At 40.4% G+C, this 19,841-nt stretch carries 16 protein-coding genes; 5 read left to right on the forward strand and 11 right to left on the reverse strand.

The features are described from left to right. Positions 1-151: 151 nt before the first annotated feature. Together ACTNEW_RS08950 and dinB are read right to left on the reverse strand one after the other, a co-directional pair. Positions 152-391, reverse strand: a complete 240-nt coding sequence (locus ACTNEW_RS08950; protein ID WP_026650126.1) for a hypothetical protein — start codon at positions 389-391, stop codon at positions 152-154. A 20-nt stretch (positions 392-411) separates the two neighbouring features. Then, positions 412-1,656 carry a DNA polymerase IV gene (gene dinB / locus ACTNEW_RS08955; RefSeq protein ID WP_055054212.1) on the reverse strand — a complete coding sequence of 415 codons (1,245 nt, stop codon included), beginning with the start codon at positions 1,654-1,656 and terminating at the stop codon, positions 412-414. A gap of 193 nt (positions 1,657-1,849) precedes the next feature. Between dinB and ACTNEW_RS08960 the strand changes: the two genes are divergently transcribed. From ACTNEW_RS08960 to ACTNEW_RS08970, 3 genes are all read left to right on the forward strand, one after another. Continuing rightward, positions 1,850-2,302: a helix-turn-helix domain-containing protein gene (locus ACTNEW_RS08960; protein ID WP_055054213.1), complete on the forward strand. Its 453-nt coding sequence runs from the start codon at positions 1,850-1,852 to the stop codon at positions 2,300-2,302. 77 nt (positions 2,303-2,379) lie between these two features. Further along, complete coding sequence (locus ACTNEW_RS08965; RefSeq protein WP_055257522.1) at positions 2,380-2,934, forward strand: ImmA/IrrE family metallo-endopeptidase; 555 nt, start codon at positions 2,380-2,382, stop codon at positions 2,932-2,934. 33 nt (positions 2,935-2,967) lie between these two features. After that, positions 2,968-3,261 carry a hypothetical protein gene (locus tag ACTNEW_RS08970; RefSeq protein ID WP_026650130.1) on the forward strand — a complete coding sequence of 98 codons (294 nt, stop codon included), beginning with the start codon at positions 2,968-2,970 and terminating at the stop codon, positions 3,259-3,261. A 72-nt stretch (positions 3,262-3,333) separates the two neighbouring features. Here the strand turns inward: ACTNEW_RS08970 and ACTNEW_RS08975 are convergent, their stop codons facing one another. Continuing rightward, positions 3,334-4,089, reverse strand: a complete 756-nt coding sequence (locus tag ACTNEW_RS08975; protein WP_049946956.1) for an 8-oxo-dGTP diphosphatase — start codon at positions 4,087-4,089, stop codon at positions 3,334-3,336. Positions 4,090-4,371: 282 nt separating this feature from the next. On the opposite strand from ACTNEW_RS08975, the gene ACTNEW_RS08980 reads away from it, so the two are divergent. Continuing rightward, a complete protein-coding gene (locus tag ACTNEW_RS08980) occupies positions 4,372-4,695 on the forward strand; it encodes a MobC family plasmid mobilization relaxosome protein (protein ID WP_026650133.1) in 324 nt (107 codons plus the stop codon). Continuing rightward, the gene (locus ACTNEW_RS08985; protein WP_026650134.1) at positions 4,662-6,020 is read left to right on the forward strand and encodes a relaxase/mobilization nuclease domain-containing protein; all 1,359 of its coding nucleotides are present in this window, start codon (positions 4,662-4,664) and stop codon (positions 6,018-6,020) included. Before ACTNEW_RS08980 ends, ACTNEW_RS08985 begins: the two co-directional genes overlap by 34 nt. A gap of 66 nt (positions 6,021-6,086) precedes the next feature. Here the strand turns inward: ACTNEW_RS08985 and ACTNEW_RS08990 are convergent, their stop codons facing one another. The 8 genes from ACTNEW_RS08990 to ACTNEW_RS09025 form a co-directional block, all read right to left on the reverse strand. Next, positions 6,087-6,755, reverse strand: coding sequence for an SIMPL domain-containing protein (locus ACTNEW_RS08990; RefSeq protein WP_055182586.1), 669 nt, complete (start codon positions 6,753-6,755; stop codon positions 6,087-6,089). Between the two features lie 277 nt (positions 6,756-7,032). Further along, positions 7,033-8,253 (reverse strand): tetracycline efflux MFS transporter Tet(40), encoded by a 1,221-nt coding sequence (gene tet(40), locus ACTNEW_RS08995; RefSeq protein WP_024407615.1) that lies wholly within the window; start codon positions 8,251-8,253, stop codon positions 7,033-7,035. A 50-nt stretch (positions 8,254-8,303) separates the two neighbouring features. Beyond that, on the reverse strand, positions 8,304-10,223 hold the full coding sequence (gene tet(O) / locus ACTNEW_RS09000) for a tetracycline resistance ribosomal protection protein Tet(O) (protein WP_015521635.1): 1,920 nt from the start codon (positions 10,221-10,223) through the stop codon (positions 8,304-8,306). Between the two features lie 366 nt (positions 10,224-10,589). Continuing rightward, positions 10,590-10,964 (reverse strand): TnpV protein, encoded by a 375-nt coding sequence (locus ACTNEW_RS09005; protein ID WP_001129922.1) that lies wholly within the window; start codon positions 10,962-10,964, stop codon positions 10,590-10,592. Further along, on the reverse strand, positions 10,945-13,866 hold the full coding sequence (locus ACTNEW_RS09010; protein ID WP_231301769.1) for a hypothetical protein: 2,922 nt from the start codon (positions 13,864-13,866) through the stop codon (positions 10,945-10,947). The genes ACTNEW_RS09005 and ACTNEW_RS09010 overlap by 20 nt, the downstream gene beginning before the upstream one ends. A 12-nt stretch (positions 13,867-13,878) precedes the next feature. After that, positions 13,879-15,726, reverse strand: a complete 1,848-nt coding sequence (locus tag ACTNEW_RS09015; protein ID WP_441060091.1) for a phospholipase D family protein — start codon at positions 15,724-15,726, stop codon at positions 13,879-13,881. Beyond that, positions 15,719-16,921 carry a DUF6361 family protein gene (locus ACTNEW_RS09020; RefSeq protein ID WP_186992400.1) on the reverse strand — a complete coding sequence of 401 codons (1,203 nt, stop codon included), beginning with the start codon at positions 16,919-16,921 and terminating at the stop codon, positions 15,719-15,721. The genes ACTNEW_RS09015 and ACTNEW_RS09020 overlap by 8 nt, the downstream gene beginning before the upstream one ends. A 12-nt stretch (positions 16,922-16,933) precedes the next feature. Then, the gene (locus tag ACTNEW_RS09025) at positions 16,934-19,684 is read right to left on the reverse strand and encodes a type I restriction endonuclease subunit R (RefSeq protein WP_441060093.1); all 2,751 of its coding nucleotides are present in this window, start codon (positions 19,682-19,684) and stop codon (positions 16,934-16,936) included. Between the last annotated feature and the right edge of the window lie 157 nt (positions 19,685-19,841).

Consider the following 19,841-nt stretch of genomic DNA (forward strand, 5'->3'; position numbering starts at 1 on the left):
AGCTTCTATTTCTGGCTGACCGGCAACTGTATGATCTATTGAAAGCAATCGGTTCTCACGGGAAAGGATGTATCCCCGACTGCTGATGTTCTCATCGAATATCTATCTCTCCAAAGGGGGCCCTGATTCAGGGCTCCCTTTTAGGGCACCGTTATTTACGTTCCATAAACCATTTATAATTTTCTTCATAAGTCAGATGACAGATTTTCCCGCCCACCTGACAGGTATAACGATATCCGGTTCCGCCAGCTTTTCGACTGGCACAACGCTCCGGTTTTGAAACCTTATCAATCGCATACTTACGTCCATCTTCCCAGACAAACGCTGTAGGGATCAATTCTCCTTCCCGGCTGAATACCGCCAGGACATCTACATACACTTTAGCTGTCATTACAAAACACCTGCTCTCTCCTATCCATGAAAATATGCTTGTGGATGAACCGTGTGTTCCTTAGCATTCAGCTGTGCCAGTATCTTATCCTGATACATAAATGCTCTCTGAATACTCTGATAACCAAATCTTCCACGGATCTCATCTGCCACCTGGTCCATCTTTTTGATTTTTTCTCTTTTTGTTTCATCCATAAATAAATCAAGCTGATAAGGCATCTCTTCAGACACCAGATCACATCCTCGAACACCAAGACTACGAATCGGATGTTCCCAGTTATAATTTTTCTGAAATAACTCAAATGCAGTTCTGGCAATTTCTTCTGTAAGATTACTTGCCCTGTCCAACTTGCACTGTCTCGTGAAATGGTACAGTCCATTATCCCGAATCGAGATTTCTACTGTCCTGCATTGAAAACCATTTTCACGCAACCTGGCTCCTACACTTTCTGAAAGCGCCATCAAAATAATCTTCACATCCAATTCACTAACAAGATCTCTTGGTGTTGTTGTGCTGTTCCCGATAGATTTGATTGGTGCTCTATATCCTTCTACTGAAACTGGAGTCTTATCCCATCCATTTGCAAAGGTATGAAGTACCAATCCCATCTTTCCAAGATATGTTTCTAATATAGAAGGTTCTGCCCCTGCCAGATCGCCAATCGTACAAATGCCAAGTTTCTTCATCGTCCGTTCAGTGCTTCTTCCAACCATGAGTAAATCTCCTACTGGAAGTTTCCATGCAATATCCTTGTAATTGTCTTTGGAAAACTCTGTAATGGCATCCGGCTTTTTATAATCAGAACCGAGCTTTGCAAATATCTTATTCCAGGAAACACCAATACTTACGGTAACACCCAGTTCATATTTAATCCGACTGCTGATCTCTTTTGCAATCTTCATTCCATCTCCCTTGATAGAAGTACTGGCGGTCACATCCAGCCAGCTTTCATCAATCCCAAATGGTTCTCTCTGATCTGTGTATTCACTGTAAATCTCCTGTGCCATTCTGGAAAACCTCAAATAAAGATCCATGCGAGGCGGTACAAAAATTATTTCCGGGCAAACCTGCCTTGCCTGCCACAATGCCATACCTGTTTTTACTCCGGCTCGCTTTGCAATATAATTCGCAGTCAGCACAATTCCATGTCTTGCTTCCGGATCGCCCCCAACTGCCATCGGCTTTCCGGCAAGTTCCGGATGATGCAGCATCTCAACACTTGCGTAAAAGCAATTCATATCTGAATGAAGAATTGTCCTGCTCATAACATTCACCTACCAGTCTAAAAATCGTAATAAAACTTCTTTGCTTCATATTGACTTTGTGAAGTTTTTGAATTATAATTTCTACTAACTTCACGAACGTTTGTTTGTATTCTATACGTGATAATGAACTCTGTCAATAGTTTTTATGAAGTTGATGAAGTTACGATTTCAAAAACTTGGAAAGGATCCCACTATGAATTTTTCAGACAAGATTAAATTTCAACGAGAACAAAATCATCTGACACAGAAAGAACTTGCAGAACTGGTCGGCGTATCCCAGCGTGCAATCGCAGCTTATGAAAGTTCCGGCACAATCGCACGAATCTCTACTATGAGAAAGCTCGCTCATGCATTAAATGTCTCTTATGATTATTTAAAACATGATGAGATCACAGATCCTTCTTATGGAATTGAAAAAATGGATTATATTGATGAAGTCAATGGACAGCTTGGTGAAAAAGGTGCCAGGGACATCAATGAGATTCTCGAAGCCAACCGTGCTCTTTTTGCTGGTGGCGAACTCGATGAAGAAGCAAAAGATGCTTTCTATCAGGCTGTAACCAAAGCATATCTTTCCTGTAAGATGGAAGCCAAAAAGACATTTGGACGGAAAAAGAAAAACACTGAAACGGAAAGGGATTCATAGGTGTCCGTATTTTCGTACAGCACTTTTGCTACTCTATACTTGCAGCAAACTATCTTATGAAATATCGAGGTGTTTTTATGAGTTCAAAATGTATAAGAGACACTGTTAGTAAAGTAAAAACAAAATATCAGGAAAGTGATCCGTACCGCCTTGCAGCCGCTATGCATATTATTGTTAAGAAGCTTCCGCTTGGAACTGATCCAAACTGTTGCAAAGGCTTCTGTATGCGGGAATGTCGAAAGACCTGCATCGTCATTAACTGCGACCTGCCGGAAATCATACAGCAGATTATCCTGATCCACGAGATCGGTCACGCACTCCTTCATCAGAAAACCCTTCAGATCAAGTGTTTTCATGATTTTGAATTATTCGATGGAGTATCACAATGTGAATATGAAGCGAATTGCTTTGCCGCTGATTATCTTCTGGAAGATGAAGATGTACTGGAGATGCTTAACGCCGATATGTCCTTTTTCCAGGCTGCCGCAGAACTGAAAGTTCCACCGGAACTTCTTGATTTCAAATTCCGAATGATGAAACGAAGCGGCGTTCAGATTGTAGATTCTCCGATTACTTCCAACAGTGACTTTTTAAAAGATATCCCTACTTCGGGAATAATAGAAAATTACTAAATATGCTATTTTTGAAAAAGGAGATTTTTGAAAATGATCAACTTAAATAAACATAGAATAGACTTTGGAAAAGGGGATGTAGGCATTGGTGTCATCGGTAACACTACAGATTCCGCACAACTGGCATTTTATAATCAGAGTGCACGTCCCATCCATATACTCAAGAATCCAGATCAGAATCCTGGGTTCGAACCCATGGAATTTAAAGAAGAACCTTTTATCATGAGCTTCTCCAATCCTGAAAGCATTGATGCAGTTATTTCAATTTTACAACGTGCCAAATATATTAATTTCACTTCCAAAAACGAACCGCAAAAAACAGAATAGATGAATGATGTATCTTATAAAGAATGGCTGTCTTTTCTCCAATGAGCAGGCAGCCATTTCTCATGTAATTCTTTAATACAAGTCTCCCACATATCCATCTGCTTCCAGATGCATATAGCACTCGTCCACCTTCTCTGATTCCAGAATCCGCAAAACGTGTTCCATACCTGTAGCAAGTTCTTTTGTTTTTAACTCTTCCAGCGGAATCCAATAAACTCTTCCTTCCTCAGAACTCTTTAATTCTCCGGTAAACTTATCCGCTTTATACAAGGTAATAACATAGTGCACTCCGCTCTTATGCCAATGATATAATCCTCCAAGCTTCGGTGCTTCAACCGTAAGTCCTGTTTCTTCCCAGACTTCCCGAATCATAGATTTCTGAAAAATCTCATTTGCTTCTACGTGACCGCCTGGAAAAGTTGTACCGGTATAGCTATCATTTACTTTATCCAGAGCCAGTACATTCCCTTTATGATCCTGAATCATACACATATTCATAAAACAGACCTTCTCAATCTGACTCTCTTCTTTTTCATTCAGAGATTTTCTGACACGTTTGTTGATATCCGATCGTTTGGATTTATAATGCTTGAAGACCTCTCCATACGGAATCCAGATTTCTGCATCTTCAATTTTTTCATAAACAGAATCCACCACTTCTTCCAGATGTTTGTCACTCGGAAAAGTACATTTTTTCATATAATAATCTCTGGTTGCCTGAAACATCCATTCCGCAATCTTTTCTTTCTGCTTCATTTTTAACTGGGAATACTTCTTATTCGTTTGCAGTAATCTCCCATCTATCATCTTATGGTTTTTCCGTGACATCGGTTTGACCTCTTTTCTTCTTTTTCATTCAGATTTTACTATACCACAGAATCATGCTTGCGTCATACTTCTGAGCTTCGATGTCCTCTTTTTCTTCTCTCAGTACCTTATTTATAGAGGGTTCTTTTTTAAGACTCTCTTCCGGCGGCTGTGCCACCGGTAAATAGCAAGGACAGGAAGTGTATATACACTTCCGGAAAACCAGCAATTTAGGGAACCCTGCCCTAAATTAAAAACACAGAAGTCACTACTTCGAAGAACCAAAGAAAGGAGAATCTGCCTATGGCAAAGAGAAAAAGAAATATACAGATTTTGTTTTGTGTTTCCCCAGAAGAAAAAAAGCTTATTCGTAGAAAGATGATTGAATCAAAGACAAAAAATATGGGAGCTTATCTTCGTAAAATGGCAATCGACGGTTACATCGTCAACACCGATACCACTCCACTGAAGAAACAGTATGAGGAAATGCATAAGATCGGTGTGAATATTAATCAGATTGCCAAAAAAGTAAACAGCACCGGTGATCTGTATCCGGAAGAAAAGCAAGAATTAAAAGAGATGGTGAAAGAATTATGGCGTATCTTAAGATCTTCCCAATTAAAGTAACAGACAAGAAAGCTCTGGACTACATCACGAATCCAGATAAAACAGAAGAAAAACTGTTAGTTTCCAGTTTTGGCTGTTCCCCGGAAACTGCAGATCTTGAATTTTCTATGACAAGAGAAATGGCAAAAAAGAATGGAATGGACAAAGGTGATAACCTGGCATTTCATCTGATCCAGTCATTTAAACCTGGAGAAGTTGATGCCGAAACTGCCCATCGCTTAGGGCAACAATTTGCAAACGAAGTACTGAAAGGAAAATATGAATATGTGATAAGCACCCATGTTGATAAAAATCATATCCATAACCACATCATCTTTAATGCAGCAAGTTTTGTTGATCATCACAAGTATGTTTCCAATAAGCGGAGCTACCATAAAATCTGCCGGATCAGTAATCGTATCTGCCATGAAAATGGACTTGCCACCAGTATGCCAACCGGAGAAAAAGGCAAAAGTTATAAGGAGAACATGGAATATCATCGTGGCACCAGCTGGAAAGCCAAGCTACGTGTTGCAGTTGATAAAGCAATCTGGACTTCCATCAACTATGAGGAATTTTTACAAAAAATGCAGTTAGCCGGATATGAAGTCCGACAGGGAAAACACCTGTCCTTCCGTGCACCGGAACAGAAAAACTTCACTTATATGAAATCTCTTGGAAGCTATTATTCAGAAGAAAATGTCCGCATCCGTTTGGCAAAAAACCGTAACAAAATAAAAGCTCCAAGGCATCTGTCCAGAGAAGCTCGCCTGTATATCAATATCTCCACTTATGTTACGACCGGCAATCGAGAAGGATTTGAACGATGGGCAAAACTAAATAACCTGAAAGAAGCGGCACGCACCTTCAACTATCTTTCCGAAAATAACCTGCTGAATTATGAAGATTTCCAACAGCATGTTTCTGATGTTGATGCTTCTGTTAAAGCGGCTGATCAAAGAATAACGCAAATCAACAGTGAGCTGAGCACACAGAAAATCATTCAAAAACACTGTGATTCTTACCGTCTCTGCCGAAAAGTGATTGAAGATTGCAAATCTGCTAAAAATCCAAAAGCATACCGAACCAAACATCAAGCAGAATACCAACTGCACGATTCACTAAAAAAAGAGCTTCAGGATCTCGGTGTTACCAAAATCCCAAGCTCTAATAAAATCCAGAATAGGATAGAAAATCTTGAATCTGAACAAGCTGCTACTGTCCGGGAAAAACAAGAATTGCAGAAAAAGCAGAAGACACTGAATATCATTAGACAGAATTTCACAGCACTACTTAATGCTCCGGAGATGCAAATTCCCATATCAGAAAAAGAGCTAACTCTCTAAAAAGAAGGAGGTACCTACTTTAACGGTGCCTCTTGCTTTTCGTCTAATCTATTTATATCTTCCTCTTTATGCAATTTCCCATATTACAGTTGCCGTATCAGTAACATTAATATCGTCTGCCTCAATATCTATATCATATGCTCCCGGTGCACTCATTTCACATTCCGTACACTCCATTAATCTCATTTCATTCAATGGCTTTGTTACAAAATCTATCTCTCCCCAAGAATAATCAATTGCCTGTATTTCACCCAATTTCACATTTGCTGCTGTTGTAAGCACCTGTGCCTTTTGAATGGAATCCTCGATTGCTTTATGTAACAGCTCATTTTTACATTTTTCTACATCTGCCACTGTATACTCAATAGAAAACTCTGGCCTTAATGAGCTATGAGCCAAAGCGTAAAGGACTTGCCCTAATCTTTTATTATCAGCTGCAAACTCTATTTTCATATGGTGATTATACTTATAACCTTTAAATCTTCGCTTCCAGCTCTTATCTCTGTCCTGATAGCTTTCATATTCTGTATCGACATTAAAATATACTGTTTTAAGGTCTTTTCTCTGAAAACCAAGTTTCTCAAACAAATCCTTGAGAAGCTCTGTATCTTCTGTTGACCTTCGGAGAGTATCTTCATATTCTTTGCAAAGTTCTTCCTTGTTGACATATAACCGGATTTTATCCGGCTTTACTGCTATTTTCCCTTTTCCTGTAACTGCCCGAAAAAAGGACATAAAAAAATCCCTCCAAATTTAAAAACAAATTCAGAGGGTAATTTAGGGTATAACAAAATAACCCACCCGAATATCGTTTTTTTTATTTGGTGAGTTTGTTCTTTCAAATACGAAACAAATGCTCATGTACGGTAAAGTATCACAAGAAAATTATGTCGAATTGACAGCCGCCTCCGCTATACCGAATAAGGAAATAAAGAGTCCTCAAATTTTGCGCTACTAAATGAAGACGAGCGGAAGTAATCTCCCGCTCGTCAGTAAACTTAACTATGCCATATCAATCCCGCTTCTTTCCCGCCACCGGCACTAAGAACAGCGCGGGCAACAGCAGGAAAGCGGTACAGACCAGCCCCCAGGGTATGGACACCTGCTGGGCTACCAGCCCCACAATAGGCCCGCCGATGATCTGCCCGAAAGAGTCCAGCTGTCCGCTGGTGGAAAAGACTGTGGCGCGCATTTTCTCATCCACATGGTCGTTCATCCAGGCGGCCAGCACAGGCTCCTTGATGGTGCGCATAAGCCCCGCCAGCAGGAACACCAACAACATGAACCAAAAGCTCCGCCCCACCGCGAAGAGAACCAGGCACAGGATATACCCGGCGCTGGTGGACATGACCACACTGGTTCGGCTGACAGTCCCTTTTTTCTCCATGCGGGCGATGAGCAACTGAGAAGCCAGAATACCTAAGCCGTTGCCGATAAGACTGATAACACCGAACCAAGTGACGCTGTTCAGCGGCCCGATAACGGGTATTACCGTGTCATCCAGAAAATGAGCGGTGGAGAGCCGGTCAAAGCCTTCACTGGCAAGTCCCCCGCATAGTGTGATTGCTAAGAGCGCCAGCAACACAGGTGCGCCTTTCACAAAGCCCAGGTTGAGCTTGAACAGGCAGACAAAGTCTTTAAGCAAGCCCTGCCGTTCCTCAATAGCAGGGGAGAAGTTGGTTTCTGGCATGATGCGAACCATCACCAGCCCCAACAACAAGCACAAACTGCCCCCCAAGATGACAGGCATTTGCAGGTTTATGTTTCCCAGCAGTGTGCCCAGCACCACGCCCAGAACGCCGCCGATTTGCCCCATTTGACTGCCCCGCAGGAACACCTTGTCTATGGGTTTGTCCTCTTCCTCCGAGGCAATCCACGCCTCCAGAGCGCCGGTGATGAAGGTATCACCGCAACCCCAGACAACCTGGGCCAGCAGAACCGGCGCGAACCACGGTAGCGCACCCTCCATCAGAAAGCCCAGGCCGTAGAGGAACATTCCAATCAGCACCGAGCGCCGACGGCTATACAAATCCGCCACCACACCGGTGGGTATCTCGAACAGAAAGCAGGAGGTCTCCAGAACCGTCCCTACCAGGACAAGCTGGAAAGCATCCAGCTGCACCACCTCCAGGTGGTACACGATGGAAAGCACTGTGGACATAGAAACCGCCAGGGAACAGACAAATCGGAACAGCAGGTAGACAGAATATGCCTTTGAATTTTTAGCAAACATGAAGTTACATTCTCCTTTCAAATCTCATTTTATATGACTTTTGCAAGCTGTTAAGCTAACTTGTGGAACATATGCCGAACCTTATCTATACGGCTATTCGGGCGGCGGGGTTGGCAAATAAATTTACCAATAGCTGGCTGGTATCCTTTTAACTCTGTCAAGCAGACTCCCTGCCCATTTGTGAAATAAGTTAAATCGTTCCTGTATTCTTGAATACATCTAGCAGGGATTTCTCCTTTCAGAATGACCTCGTCATTCTTTATCTGAGTACTTACAATATCTGCACAATACCTTGGAGCATCATGATACGCCCGTGAGAGATATTCCTGCGGTGCATAAATTTCAAAGTGGAGATATGGCTCTAATAGTTCTGTCCCTGCTTTTTTTAAAGCCTGCTCCAATACGATAGGGGAAAGCAGCCGAAAGTCTGCGGGGGTACTTACAGGACTATAATACAATCCATATTCAAAACAGATTTTACAGTCTGTCACTTTCCATCCATACAGCCCCTGCTCGCAGCCATAAAGAACCCCCTCCATAACCGCATTTTGGAACGATTGATTTAAATATCCAAGTGAAACTCTGCTTTCATACTGCACTCCGCTTCCAATAGGGAGCGGCTCTATGGACAACCCGACAGAAGCCCAGAAAGGATTTGGCGGGACTTCTATGTGGATGGTATATTCTGCTTTTCTAAGCGGTCTTTCCATATATATAACAGTAGGCTCTTTTATTTCTGCCTCCACATGATATTTTTCCTCAAGGATGGCACAAATGACTTCCATCTGCACATTCCCCAAAAAAGAAAGTATAATCTCATGCGTTGTAGTATCCACATAATATTTTAAAAGAGGGTCTGTATCAGCAATCTCTGCGAGGGCATTTAACAGGGCTTCCCTTTGCTCCGGCTTTTGCGGCTCTACCGTTGTCCGAAGTAATGGCATGGGATTATCAATCCGTGTTTTGTGAGGCAGGAGTTTTTCATTTCCCAGAATGTCGTTCAGTTTCAAAGTATCATCAGCTAAAATAACAATTTCTCCCGGACAGGCATGGTCAGCCGGGACGATTTCACCATTTGTCGGAACACACATCTCTGTGATTTTTATTTTCTCTTTTTCAGATATTCTAATAACATCCCTCAAATGCAATGTTCCGCTATATATACGCACATAAACAAAACGCCGCCTTTTCTCTGAATATTCAATCTTAAAAACCTGCCCGCATAGTTCAGATTGACCTTCAGGCGTTGATGAATAAAATTTACTGGCAATTACTTCTATAAGCTGCCGAATCCCCAGATTGTTTTTAGCGCTTCCGTGATAAACGGGAAATAACGTTCCGTTTTGGAATCTCCTGTTTTCTTCCTGTTCCAGTTCTGACATTTTAAACGGTTTCCCTGACATATATTTCTCTAATAGTTCATCGTTTCCCATAATTACCGCATCCCACTGTTCCATATCGTCATTGTCCGTTACATTTATATGGGGATGCTGCCCAACCTTTTGCTTCACTATAATTTCCGAAGAAAGCTTTGCTTTCATTTCCCGATATACCATTGGCAAATCAATCCCCTCTTGGTCAATTTTATTGATGAAAAAAATTGTCGGAATCTTCATTATCTGTAGTGCATGAAACAGTATACGGGTCTGTGCCTGTATGCCATCCTTTGCAGAAACTAATAATACTGCTCCGTCTAATACGGATAAAGAACGGTATACTTCCGCCAAAAAATCCATATGGCCTGGCGTATCTATAATGTTGACTTTTACATCCTCCCACTGAAAAGATGTCACTGCTGTCTGGATAGTGATTCCCCTTTGACGCTCCAAATTCATTGTATCTGTCCTTGTTGTGCCTTCATCTACGCTCCCTAGTTCTGCAATTGCACCACTGGTATATAATAAACTTTCCGTTAATGTTGTCTTTCCTGCGTCAACGTGAGCCAGAATGCCTAAGTTAATTATTTTCATGTGATTTTCCTCCTATCAACACCCAAAAAAGGGCATAAAAATACCCAGTGATAAATACTCCTATCACTGGGTAAATAACTCCAATAGCCCCAAAACACTTATATGTTTTCGGGCATATAAAATTACATGATAAAAGTATTCTTAAACTGGGTACAAAAAACTAAGCCCCATATTAAAAGTGAAACGGGACTGCTACTTTTTGTTCCCACTATCAAATTGACAGTTTATTTAAGAATACCTTGCCGCATATTTATTAACTCCTTGTATAATACTGAATCTAATTATATTCCTTAACCCTTTATTTGTCAAGCTGACAAACTAAAGCAGAAAAAGCGGCAGGATTTCCCCCTGCCACTAATCATCTGTTTATGCAAAAATAATTTCCTTTTCCACAATCTCCCTCGCACAAGCCCTTATGTTATTGAGGCATCCTGTCCATTCTAAGGCGTTTTCTGCCTTTAGCTGTTCCGTTATGCCCTGTGCCTGTTTCATACCCTCTATGAGCCTTTCAAAGCGTTCCTGTGCCTGTCTGTTGATGTCGGCAAGGTAGGCGTTTAGCCTGCCGCTTGTAAGAAGATTGGTGTATGTAACTTTACGGTACTGTTTTAGATAATCTAAATGCCGTTGCCCCCAGATGCCTATTGCCTGTTCTTCTTCGGCGGGTACAGTTAAGCACGGTATCAAATAATCCCCTTGCCTTTCGTATTTGCCGCCCAGTTCCTCAAATAATGATTTTGCCATTGTCTGTTACCTCCACATTCTTTTTTATTTTGAATGTCCGCAAAATCCGTCCTACATCTATGGGATTACTTGGAAGATTCCAGTGCATAATCACACGACAATAATTATGAAAATCCAATCCTTCCTGTCCGATTGATGTTGTGGCGAGCACAAATGGACGCATTGGTGAGTTAAAGGCATTTCTGATATTTTCTTTACGCATGACTACCTTGGAATTATCTCCTGCATCCTTTGTAAATCCAACTGCATAACTCGACCTTATTCGACATCCATCACTCTTCCTGTCAGCTCCGTTAATACGTTTTTTGAAATCAGGATAAGTATCAGCGATATAGGTGGCTGTATGTATCTTCAATGAATCCATCATCATGTCATGCACAATCTGATACTGATTTCCATCCGACTGAAAACCTGCTGTTTCTTTCAGCATATGGATATATTCATCAATCATTGCCTGAAAACAGCCATCTTTACAGTATTTAAGTACATTCTGCCAATGGGAATTATCATCCCTGCATCTGCCATAAGCAAGATCAATGATAGCTGTTGACTCCGGCAAATTGAAATTATTGACAAATACCTTTGCAAGCGATGTTGCTCTGGCTGTGCTTCTTCCATTAGAACGATAAATGCATATTGCTGGCGAACCCAGTACCATATTTACCAATGTTTCCAGAAGATCCTCCGGCTTTCTTCCAAGATGAATCTCCTCCGGGGCATCCAAATAACTTCTTAGCTTATCAATATGAGCAATAAAGCCCTTATTTCTCTTATCCTTTGAACTGCTTCTGACCTCAGATGTTGTATCCTCTTCGTCTGTATTCATTTCCCACACAATATCCTCTATCCAATGCTTTGCATAGATGACTCCATCCATGAGCATCGGTGCAAGATAATACCACCTGGCATCTTCCTTATTGTTACCCGAATCACCATACTTTTCTTCGATTATCGCAAGCTTCTCTTTCAGTTTCAGCCGTACAGATTTCTCTATTACTTCTAATGATTCATGATTATTCAATGACTCAATCGGTAAATACATATCAGAAAGTGTCTTTGAAGGATAAAGCAATGCAAACAGGCTCATGCCTCTTACTTCTCCATTTGAAACATTAAACCTGAGCCTTGCCACCGGGTATCGTCTCGAACCATCCGCAAAATACCCCGTATTCTTCTTATCCTGATTCTTTATCTGATGTACCAGTTTTCCAACTGTAAGTCTTTCCGCCTCATAGGAAACAAGCGCACCTATCATTCGTGGAACCATCTCCCATGCAGAAAATACAAGTATTTTTGAAAAGCCTTTGCTGTTTTTATATGCTCCCTGCATCTCATAATATGGCAGTGATGGAGGAATCCACAGATATTTTTCTGCACCGCCGGTAAATGCTTTTTCTTTCAGTGCCTCAAGCCTTGCATTGGTTTTCGGCAGTTCATCATATTTATTGATTTTATTGCGATTCAGCCACAAGAGACATTGTTCTCTTTCACTTCCAAATTCATCTGGATGTTTTATATAATATTTTTCAATCTGCTCTTTAATCTTATATTTCTTCATAAAGGACATAAGATACGGACAGCTCTTTGCATAATCTACCGGTAAAGAATGATTTGAATCCGTTTTTGACAACAATCGTGACATCTGTATATAGGAGTTTATGTCATTTTCATCTATCTGCAAATGATGCTTCACGCTGCTGTCATCCGTATAATCACCGGAATCCATGACAGATATACGCTCTGTCCTGCTGACTCCCTGATACATGGCATTTTCTGCCAGCTCCTTCATACGGATAATTGCACTGTCCCCTGCCTTCAACTCACTTAGAGCATGGGAATAATTCTTCCACACTTCCTTAAATTTAATGTCTTTGACTTCATCATCAAAAAGAAAGTTCATAACCTGAAAAAACTCTGCATAATGCTCATCAAGCTGATTTTCATCTATCTCTTCAAGGGTAGAATACAATTTATATGGTGTAGCCGACAACAGAAGTACCCTTGTATCATGTCCACTAAGGAAACTGTGTGCAAGAATACCAAGCTCACTGTCATCGGATGACAAAAGAAACTTAAATCTCTGAAACTCATCCATGATTACCAGATCCGGCTCAAGCATAGATACACTGATTCTCGCAAACATCACACGAAGCTTATTCATCACATAGTAATTGGAATATGTAAGCTGTTTATTGTATCTTCTTTCATGCAAATGATTAAGCAGCATGTCCCTTATACTTTCATACTCCTGATAATTAAGGATTTTTTCTATCACATTTTGTGGATAGACACCCTTCGTCATCTTTTCGCATTCTGCCACACGATTTTCAAAGTTCCATTTTGCCCATCCATCCCATGCTTTTACAGCATCCATTATCATAAATTTTTCAAGAGAAGTTACATGTCCTTTAAAGTCCGGCATTCTCCTTAAAATGGCATACATAAGTGCTCTTTCCTGCACACTTCCACCTCCGGTGGTCATGCGGAAAGATGTTTCCGGTGTAAGTGGGATAAGCTGTATAAAACCTTCCTTTATCTGCGGATCATTTTCCTGCTCAGTAATCTTTAAATGCTGCATAGACAGTCTGGTATCTGATACTGAGCCGATGGCATTCTTTCCTGTTACATCAAGTTTTCTGATATTCTGATTTGCTATGTTCTGATTAGAGCAGATATAAATTACCTTAAACAGATCATCTTTCTCTTCGATTCTAAGTCTTGCTGTCTTTACAATTGCTCCTCTGGCAATAAGAGTTTTTCCCATACCCACTTCATCTGCTACAAGCACACGATTCTGATTATGCCGGAACAGATAATCCACTCTCTCCACAGTCGCTCTTTGAAAATCCTTCAGACCGGAAAGGGTACGCTTTTCAATTTCATCTATATTAAATTGTAACATGACATCACCTCGTTATCTTCTGATTTTCAAAGTATTACAAAAAGTCTCATACAGTTCACGGAATTCATCCGGTATAATATCCTTATCTGTAACCATCTTAAGCACATATCCAATGTCTTTTATTCTTTCCGGCCCTTCTACAGATGTCTTTAACATCTTTTCATAGAGTGCCGGCATTGCATCACTCGAATTGGCAAAAAAGCCGGATTCTCCCATCTGCTTTCCTTCAAGCATAGATGCTACATAATCATCACCAAGTACAAACGCTATGTACTCAACAAATGATGCCCTATCTTTTACCACACTGTTTACTGCAGCACTTTCTCTGTCATCCGGGAAACCACTTGTAGGGATCATAATAATTCTGCGAATTGTATCATCACCTGATCTTGCAGTAATCTCATAGAACTCTGATAACTGCAAGATCTCAAGCTCTGAAAACTCTATATGTTCTGACAATGTCTGCTCCTGCTTTGAATTAAATGGTGATACTGTAACCTCACTATCAGATTCAATACCACTGAACTCAACCTCTATCTTGTACTTTCCAGCATTCTCATTATCTTCTGAAATTACAGCCTGCCTTTTCACTCGGCACAAGTCCTTAATTTTCTGCTCCAGCAGATTTCTATTGTCACTTTCTGTTTCCAAAACAGCATCCGCTACTGTAACCTGCTCAAATGGATTCTTTGCATCTCCTACCGGTCCACAGAATATATCCTCTAAGAATTTATCCCCATTCAGATACATATTCTTTGTACCAAGCCACAGCATCATTTCAACATTTTTATTAATTGCAGAATAGGAAGCATTCATGGAACCAAGATACAGGTCAACATCTGAATATTTCCTTCTCAGATAGATTTTTGCATGAATATCCTGTTTCTTTTTATCTGCGAGTTCATCTGAAATTTCTTCCTCACCATCTATAATCTCATCCTTTAATGCATAGATGGTAAAATTATCTACATCTGATGCTTTGAGTTTTCCAAGCTCAGAACGTCTCGTAACAAGTGTTCTCTTACAGTCCGACAATGCCCTGTCTGTCAGGTTAAAATCTGCAATCACACTTTCTGATAAAAACGGAGACATCACTACAAGCTCATTAAATGTCGAATTGGCATTTCCTCTTTCCTTGCAGAATAGAATATCCTCCTGCATCCGGTAAGCATTTTTTCCAATACCAAGTGGAAGCACTTCAAAATCCTCTCCAAATATTTTACTATCAAGTGAAAAGGATACATCCTTAATGTCTGCACATAATCCACGAATCAGGTTTCTTTTCTTTCCGGCATTATTGCTGGTATTATGCACATTCGTTACAAGATAATCCAGAAAATCACAGATAGGCTGAGTCTTTTTCTTCTGTCTGACATTTTTACTGCTATCCATTGCAAAGCTGATATCCCAGCTCCTGTCAAAAGTCAGATTTCTGCTCATTACCACAAAACGATATTTTTTATCGCCCTCAGCGTTTACATATGCTAATATCCATGTTTTCGGATGAAATGCCGGGTATCTCCCAAGCTGTCTGTCCTTTGGCAGTGCAACTTCTACTACCATTTTCTCTAATAAAATAGATAGTGCAGTTGGTTTTGTTGGCACTTTAATCTGTCCAGCTTCACAAAATAGCACGATTTTATCTGATACCTTCTGCAATGCATTTAGCATACCAATGGGATTCTGCATAAGTTTACTATCTGTTTCTTCTGATAAGCCAAGGCATATTGCCACGGCTGTGAGTGCTTCCAGGTCAAGTGAATATGTAGTGCCTACTGCTCTGTCCAGTCTATATCCATCCGGAGGCATCAAGATACCGCTGTAATCCGTTCTATCTCGGTTTGAATCCGGTCTAAACATCAGCATTCACCTCCCCAGCATATATGTCATTCACAATCCTTCTGGCATTTGAGAATCTGTAATCAAGCATTCCACCGCCCACCCATTTTGAATGATCAAATTCCTTTGTTCTGCTTAACTTTGCTCTGGCTGCTCCTTTCAGGCTCCGTTCCCTCTTACGAATCAGCTCATCAGCCATATCAATATCAGATGCCATAAATGCTGTTTGTATCCCACTTAGAAAACTCTTTGCCCTTGGATTTATCAGCTGCAATTCTCCAAACACTGCATCCAGATCTACTGTCGCATTATGCCTTATATCCGGAAGCAACCTGCTCCATTCATCATTTGCGTATGTATTCTCGTCTTCTGAAAGCATGACATTGTATCTTACTCTCGCCATATACACCAGATTATTAAAATCGCAGGCAAGCTTCATCATATATGCCAGCTTTTCACTTACTTTTTCTGATAGTTCAGCCGTTAAAGAAGCAAAATCATCATATTCATTCAAATCAATATGATTTTTCAACACATATTCCAAAAGAGACCCTTTCGTTGACTTCTGAATCTGCTTATCCAGATAGAAAGCTTCCTCCTGCGTCAGCTCTATTGTAAGGTTGTCTCTCCAATCATCATGATAAATCGGAAGATTCCAGAATCTAATATTGCCGATATCTCCTGCATCCGAATCATCCTTATCATTTTCCTCTGCATCATCATTTCTGTTTCCTAACCGGCTGACAGACTTCTGTTCTTTTAGCTTTACCGCCAATGAAACATACTCCGGTATAGACAGACCATAATCACAGAATATTCCAAAGGTACGAATTCCATTCCAGTAGATATCTGATGGTTTTCTTGCCACCCAGCCCTTTGGCAATACACGACTTCCAATAACACCTTCTGCCTTGGGATCTGCTTCTAACAATCTGATGCCACAATCTTTTTCAGCAGAATCTATAGCTCTTAAAACTCTATTTGCATCCTTTCCATACCTGCCATCAACAGCCTCCCTTAACATATATGGAACAATAAGGAAGTACTTTGCTCTAGTCTGGATGGTAGATGTCCCCGGAAAGAAATAATTGGCAAAAGCATCACGAATAACGCCGATTCCAAGTTCATCGACTGCTCCCTGTTCACTCAGAAGGTTAATCACATCGAATGCCTTCTGCCGGTCTTCTTTTGAAAAATCTATCCATCCTAACTGCATGTTTTCACTTCCTTATTTCTTCGTCAAATATGTATCTTCCACATAAGTCTCCGGTGTCGCCTCTTCAATTACTCCCGACTTTGGATCAAAGATATATTTCTTCTTCAATCTCTCATACAATACAGAACCTACAGTCTCCATTACCTGCCTCATCATATCAGGATCATCAAACAGTTTTCTGAAAAACTGGTCATTCTGCTCATATCTGTCTGCTGCCATATTCGGAAAATCCTTTTCAAATAACAGCATAAATGTTGCCCTGTCATTGTTCTTTGCGTAGCTCTGCCATTTCTCCTGATTGGCATAATCATTTTCCATCTGAACAAGAACTTTATCCATCTCTGTAAAATGAGTGCCATACTTTTCGTTTATCTTATCAATGATTACTGTCAACGGGTCTTTCTTAGGCTCTCTATGACCGGAATCACCGGAGATAGGTGTATATCCGCCTTCTGTGCTTTCAAGCTCTATCGGACCTTCAAAGTCTTTTTCCAGCTTATAGTATTCAAGAAGAACTTTGTCATCAATATTTATCTTCTCTCCTCCATGTCCCTTAGGAAGCATTGTGTATAAGAATTTTGAATAAATACTGAATCTGTGAATATCCTTGTCAAATAACCTGCATACCTGTGTAATATAGGCATACACACGATTAAAGCTTGCCAATGTAGACTTGAATATATCCTGTTTTTCAACTTCAAGTACTTCATATCTGTCTACCGCTGGTCTTAACTGTCCCTGGAGTTTTCCAAGATCACCAGCTGATTGATTCTCACTCTGATAGAAAATATCTGCAAATTTATCCACTTCTGATTTTTGATATACCCTGAAATCATCCAAGGTGTTCTTCATGTCATATACAACATTAGGATCTGTTTCCTCCAAGAGCACAGTTTCCTCATAGAATGGCTCAAAAGATGCTTTGATATCCTCTGCTGAATTCACAAAATCAAGTACAAAGGTATCTACTTTTCCTCTTGTAGTACGATTCAATCTTGATAAAGTCTGTACTGCCTTTACACCGGACAATTTCTTATCCACAAACATGGTGTGAAGCAATGGTTCATCAAAGCCTGTCTGATATTTTTCCGCAACAACAAGGATTCCATAATCATCTGTATGGAATGTTTCCGGTAAAGCCTTTTCTTTGATTGTCTTGCCTTCTTTATCCTTGTTCATTCCCTCTTCAGTAAACACATCATCGTTATCTTTCACTTCACCGGAAAAAGCGACTAACACTTCAAGGTCATTCAGTCCTTTTTCTTTTATCTGTCTCTTAAATTCCTGCACATATCGTACTGCATGAAGTCTGGATGGTGTAACAACCATAGCCTTCGCTCTGCCACCTATCTTATGTCTTGTGACATTCATAAAATGTTCCAGCATAATGGCGGTCTTCTGAGAGATATTATGTGGATGCAGTGTCTCATAATTTACAATAGCCTTTGAACCTGCTGTTGTATCAAATTCCGGATTATCCTCAATAATCTTGGCAATCTTATAGTACATTTTGTAGGTCATATAGTTCTGCAAAACATCCAAGATGAAATGCTCCTCTATTGCCTGTCTCATAGAATAAATATGGAAAGGTCTGTAGATTCCTTCCGCATCCTTCTGACCAAACAGCTGCAATGTTTTTCCTTTTGGCGTTGCTGTAAATGCAAAGAATGATAAGTTCTTATGCATCCCCTGTGCTGCCAGTTCGTCTAATAGCTTGTCCTCATCATCCTTGCGGTTTCTCTCGTCCTCATCTTCCATCTCGGCATACTCTTTCAGAATTTCTTCAGTATCAGCTAATGCTCTTTTTAACTTTTTCGCTGCATCTCCGGTCTGCGAAGAATGTGCCTCATCAATAATAATCGCAAATCTTTTTTTTGCAGAATCCACTTCTTTATAGATTACCGGGAATTTCTGTAATGTAGTAATAATAATGCCTACACCATCATTGATTGCATCTCTAAGCTGTCCCGAATTTTTATCTACTTTCTTAACCACACCTTCCACATGGTCAAACTGATATACTGTAGACTGTAACTGACTGTCCAACACTCGTCTGTCAGTAACGATGATTACTGACTGGAAAATCTTATTGTCTTCATAATCATGGAGTCCGGTAAGTCTGTGTGCCAGCCATGCAATCGAATTGGACTTTCCTGAGCCTGCACTATGCTGGATCAGATAACTCTTACCTGAACCATTCTTTTTTACATCTTCCAACAGCTTTGTAACAACATCAAGCTGATGATACCTTGGGAAAATCATAGTCTCTTTCACAAGATTTCCATTTTTATCGTACTCCTGCTGCAAGTGCATATATTTCTGTAAAATTTCCATCAGACTGTCTTTGCAGAGTACTCTTTCCCAAAGATAAGCTGTATCATATCCATTTGGATTTACCGGATTACCTTTGCCACCTACTTTTCCGGCGCCATTACTTCCCTGATTAAATGGCAGGAAATAAGTGTGTGCGCCCTCAAGTCTTGTAGTCATATAAACATTGGTAAGGTCTACAGCGAAATGTACCAATACCCTTTCCTTAAAGGCAAAAATCGCATCCTTACCGGCACGATCAAACTTATACTGATTAATCGCATTTGTTGTATCCTGTCCTGTAAACTGACATTTCAATTCCATAGATACCACCGGAATGCCGTTTGCAAAAAGAACAATATCAATGCTGTTTTCATTATGTACAGAATAATGAAGCTGTCTGGTACAATGAAGGATATTCGCATCATACTGCATCTGTGTAGTCTCATTCAAAGAGGTCTCTGTTTTTTATACGAAAATTCGTATAAAAAACATTATGCGAACTCTGCCCTTATACGAACCATTCTGGCAGGAATGACCTGAATATCAGTATTCCTGCATCAGAAAGTTCGTATAAAACCCTTAGTCCAGGCCAAGGATTCTGGACAGT

Origin of the sequence: Blautia sp. HCP3S3_G3, from assembly GCF_052063365.1 — a bacterium.
Classification (GTDB): domain Bacteria; phylum Bacillota; class Clostridia; order Lachnospirales; family Lachnospiraceae; genus Blautia_A.

Excerpts from the sequence above, each read along its gene's own strand:
- ACTNEW_RS09010 (WP_231301769.1), bottom strand. The coding sequence starts at position 13,866 with ATGTTACAATTTAATATAGATGAAATTGAAAAGCGTACCCTTTCCGGT.
- ACTNEW_RS08985 (WP_026650134.1), top strand. The coding sequence starts at position 4,662 with ATGGCGTATCTTAAGATCTTCCCAATTAAAGTAACAGACAAGAAAGCT.
- ACTNEW_RS09015 (WP_441060091.1), bottom strand. The coding sequence starts at position 15,726 with ATGTTTAGACCGGATTCAAACCGAGATAGAACGGATTACAGCGGTATC.
- ACTNEW_RS09005 (WP_001129922.1), bottom strand. The coding sequence starts at position 10,964 with ATGGCAAAATCATTATTTGAGGAACTGGGCGGCAAATACGAAAGGCAA.
- ACTNEW_RS08960 (WP_055054213.1), top strand. The coding sequence starts at position 1,850 with ATGAATTTTTCAGACAAGATTAAATTTCAACGAGAACAAAATCATCTG.
- ACTNEW_RS08950 (WP_026650126.1), bottom strand. The coding sequence starts at position 391 with ATGACAGCTAAAGTGTATGTAGATGTCCTGGCGGTATTCAGCCGGGAA.
- ACTNEW_RS08965 (WP_055257522.1), top strand. The coding sequence starts at position 2,380 with ATGAGTTCAAAATGTATAAGAGACACTGTTAGTAAAGTAAAAACAAAA.
- ACTNEW_RS08990 (WP_055182586.1), bottom strand. The coding sequence starts at position 6,755 with ATGTCCTTTTTTCGGGCAGTTACAGGAAAAGGGAAAATAGCAGTAAAG.
- ACTNEW_RS08980 (WP_026650133.1), top strand. The coding sequence starts at position 4,372 with ATGGCAAAGAGAAAAAGAAATATACAGATTTTGTTTTGTGTTTCCCCA.
- dinB (WP_055054212.1), bottom strand. The coding sequence starts at position 1,656 with ATGAGCAGGACAATTCTTCATTCAGATATGAATTGCTTTTACGCAAGT.
- ACTNEW_RS09020 (WP_186992400.1), bottom strand. The coding sequence starts at position 16,921 with ATGCAGTTAGGATGGATAGATTTTTCAAAAGAAGACCGGCAGAAGGCA.
- ACTNEW_RS08975 (WP_049946956.1), bottom strand. The coding sequence starts at position 4,089 with ATGTCACGGAAAAACCATAAGATGATAGATGGGAGATTACTGCAAACG.
- ACTNEW_RS08970 (WP_026650130.1), top strand. The coding sequence starts at position 2,968 with ATGATCAACTTAAATAAACATAGAATAGACTTTGGAAAAGGGGATGTA.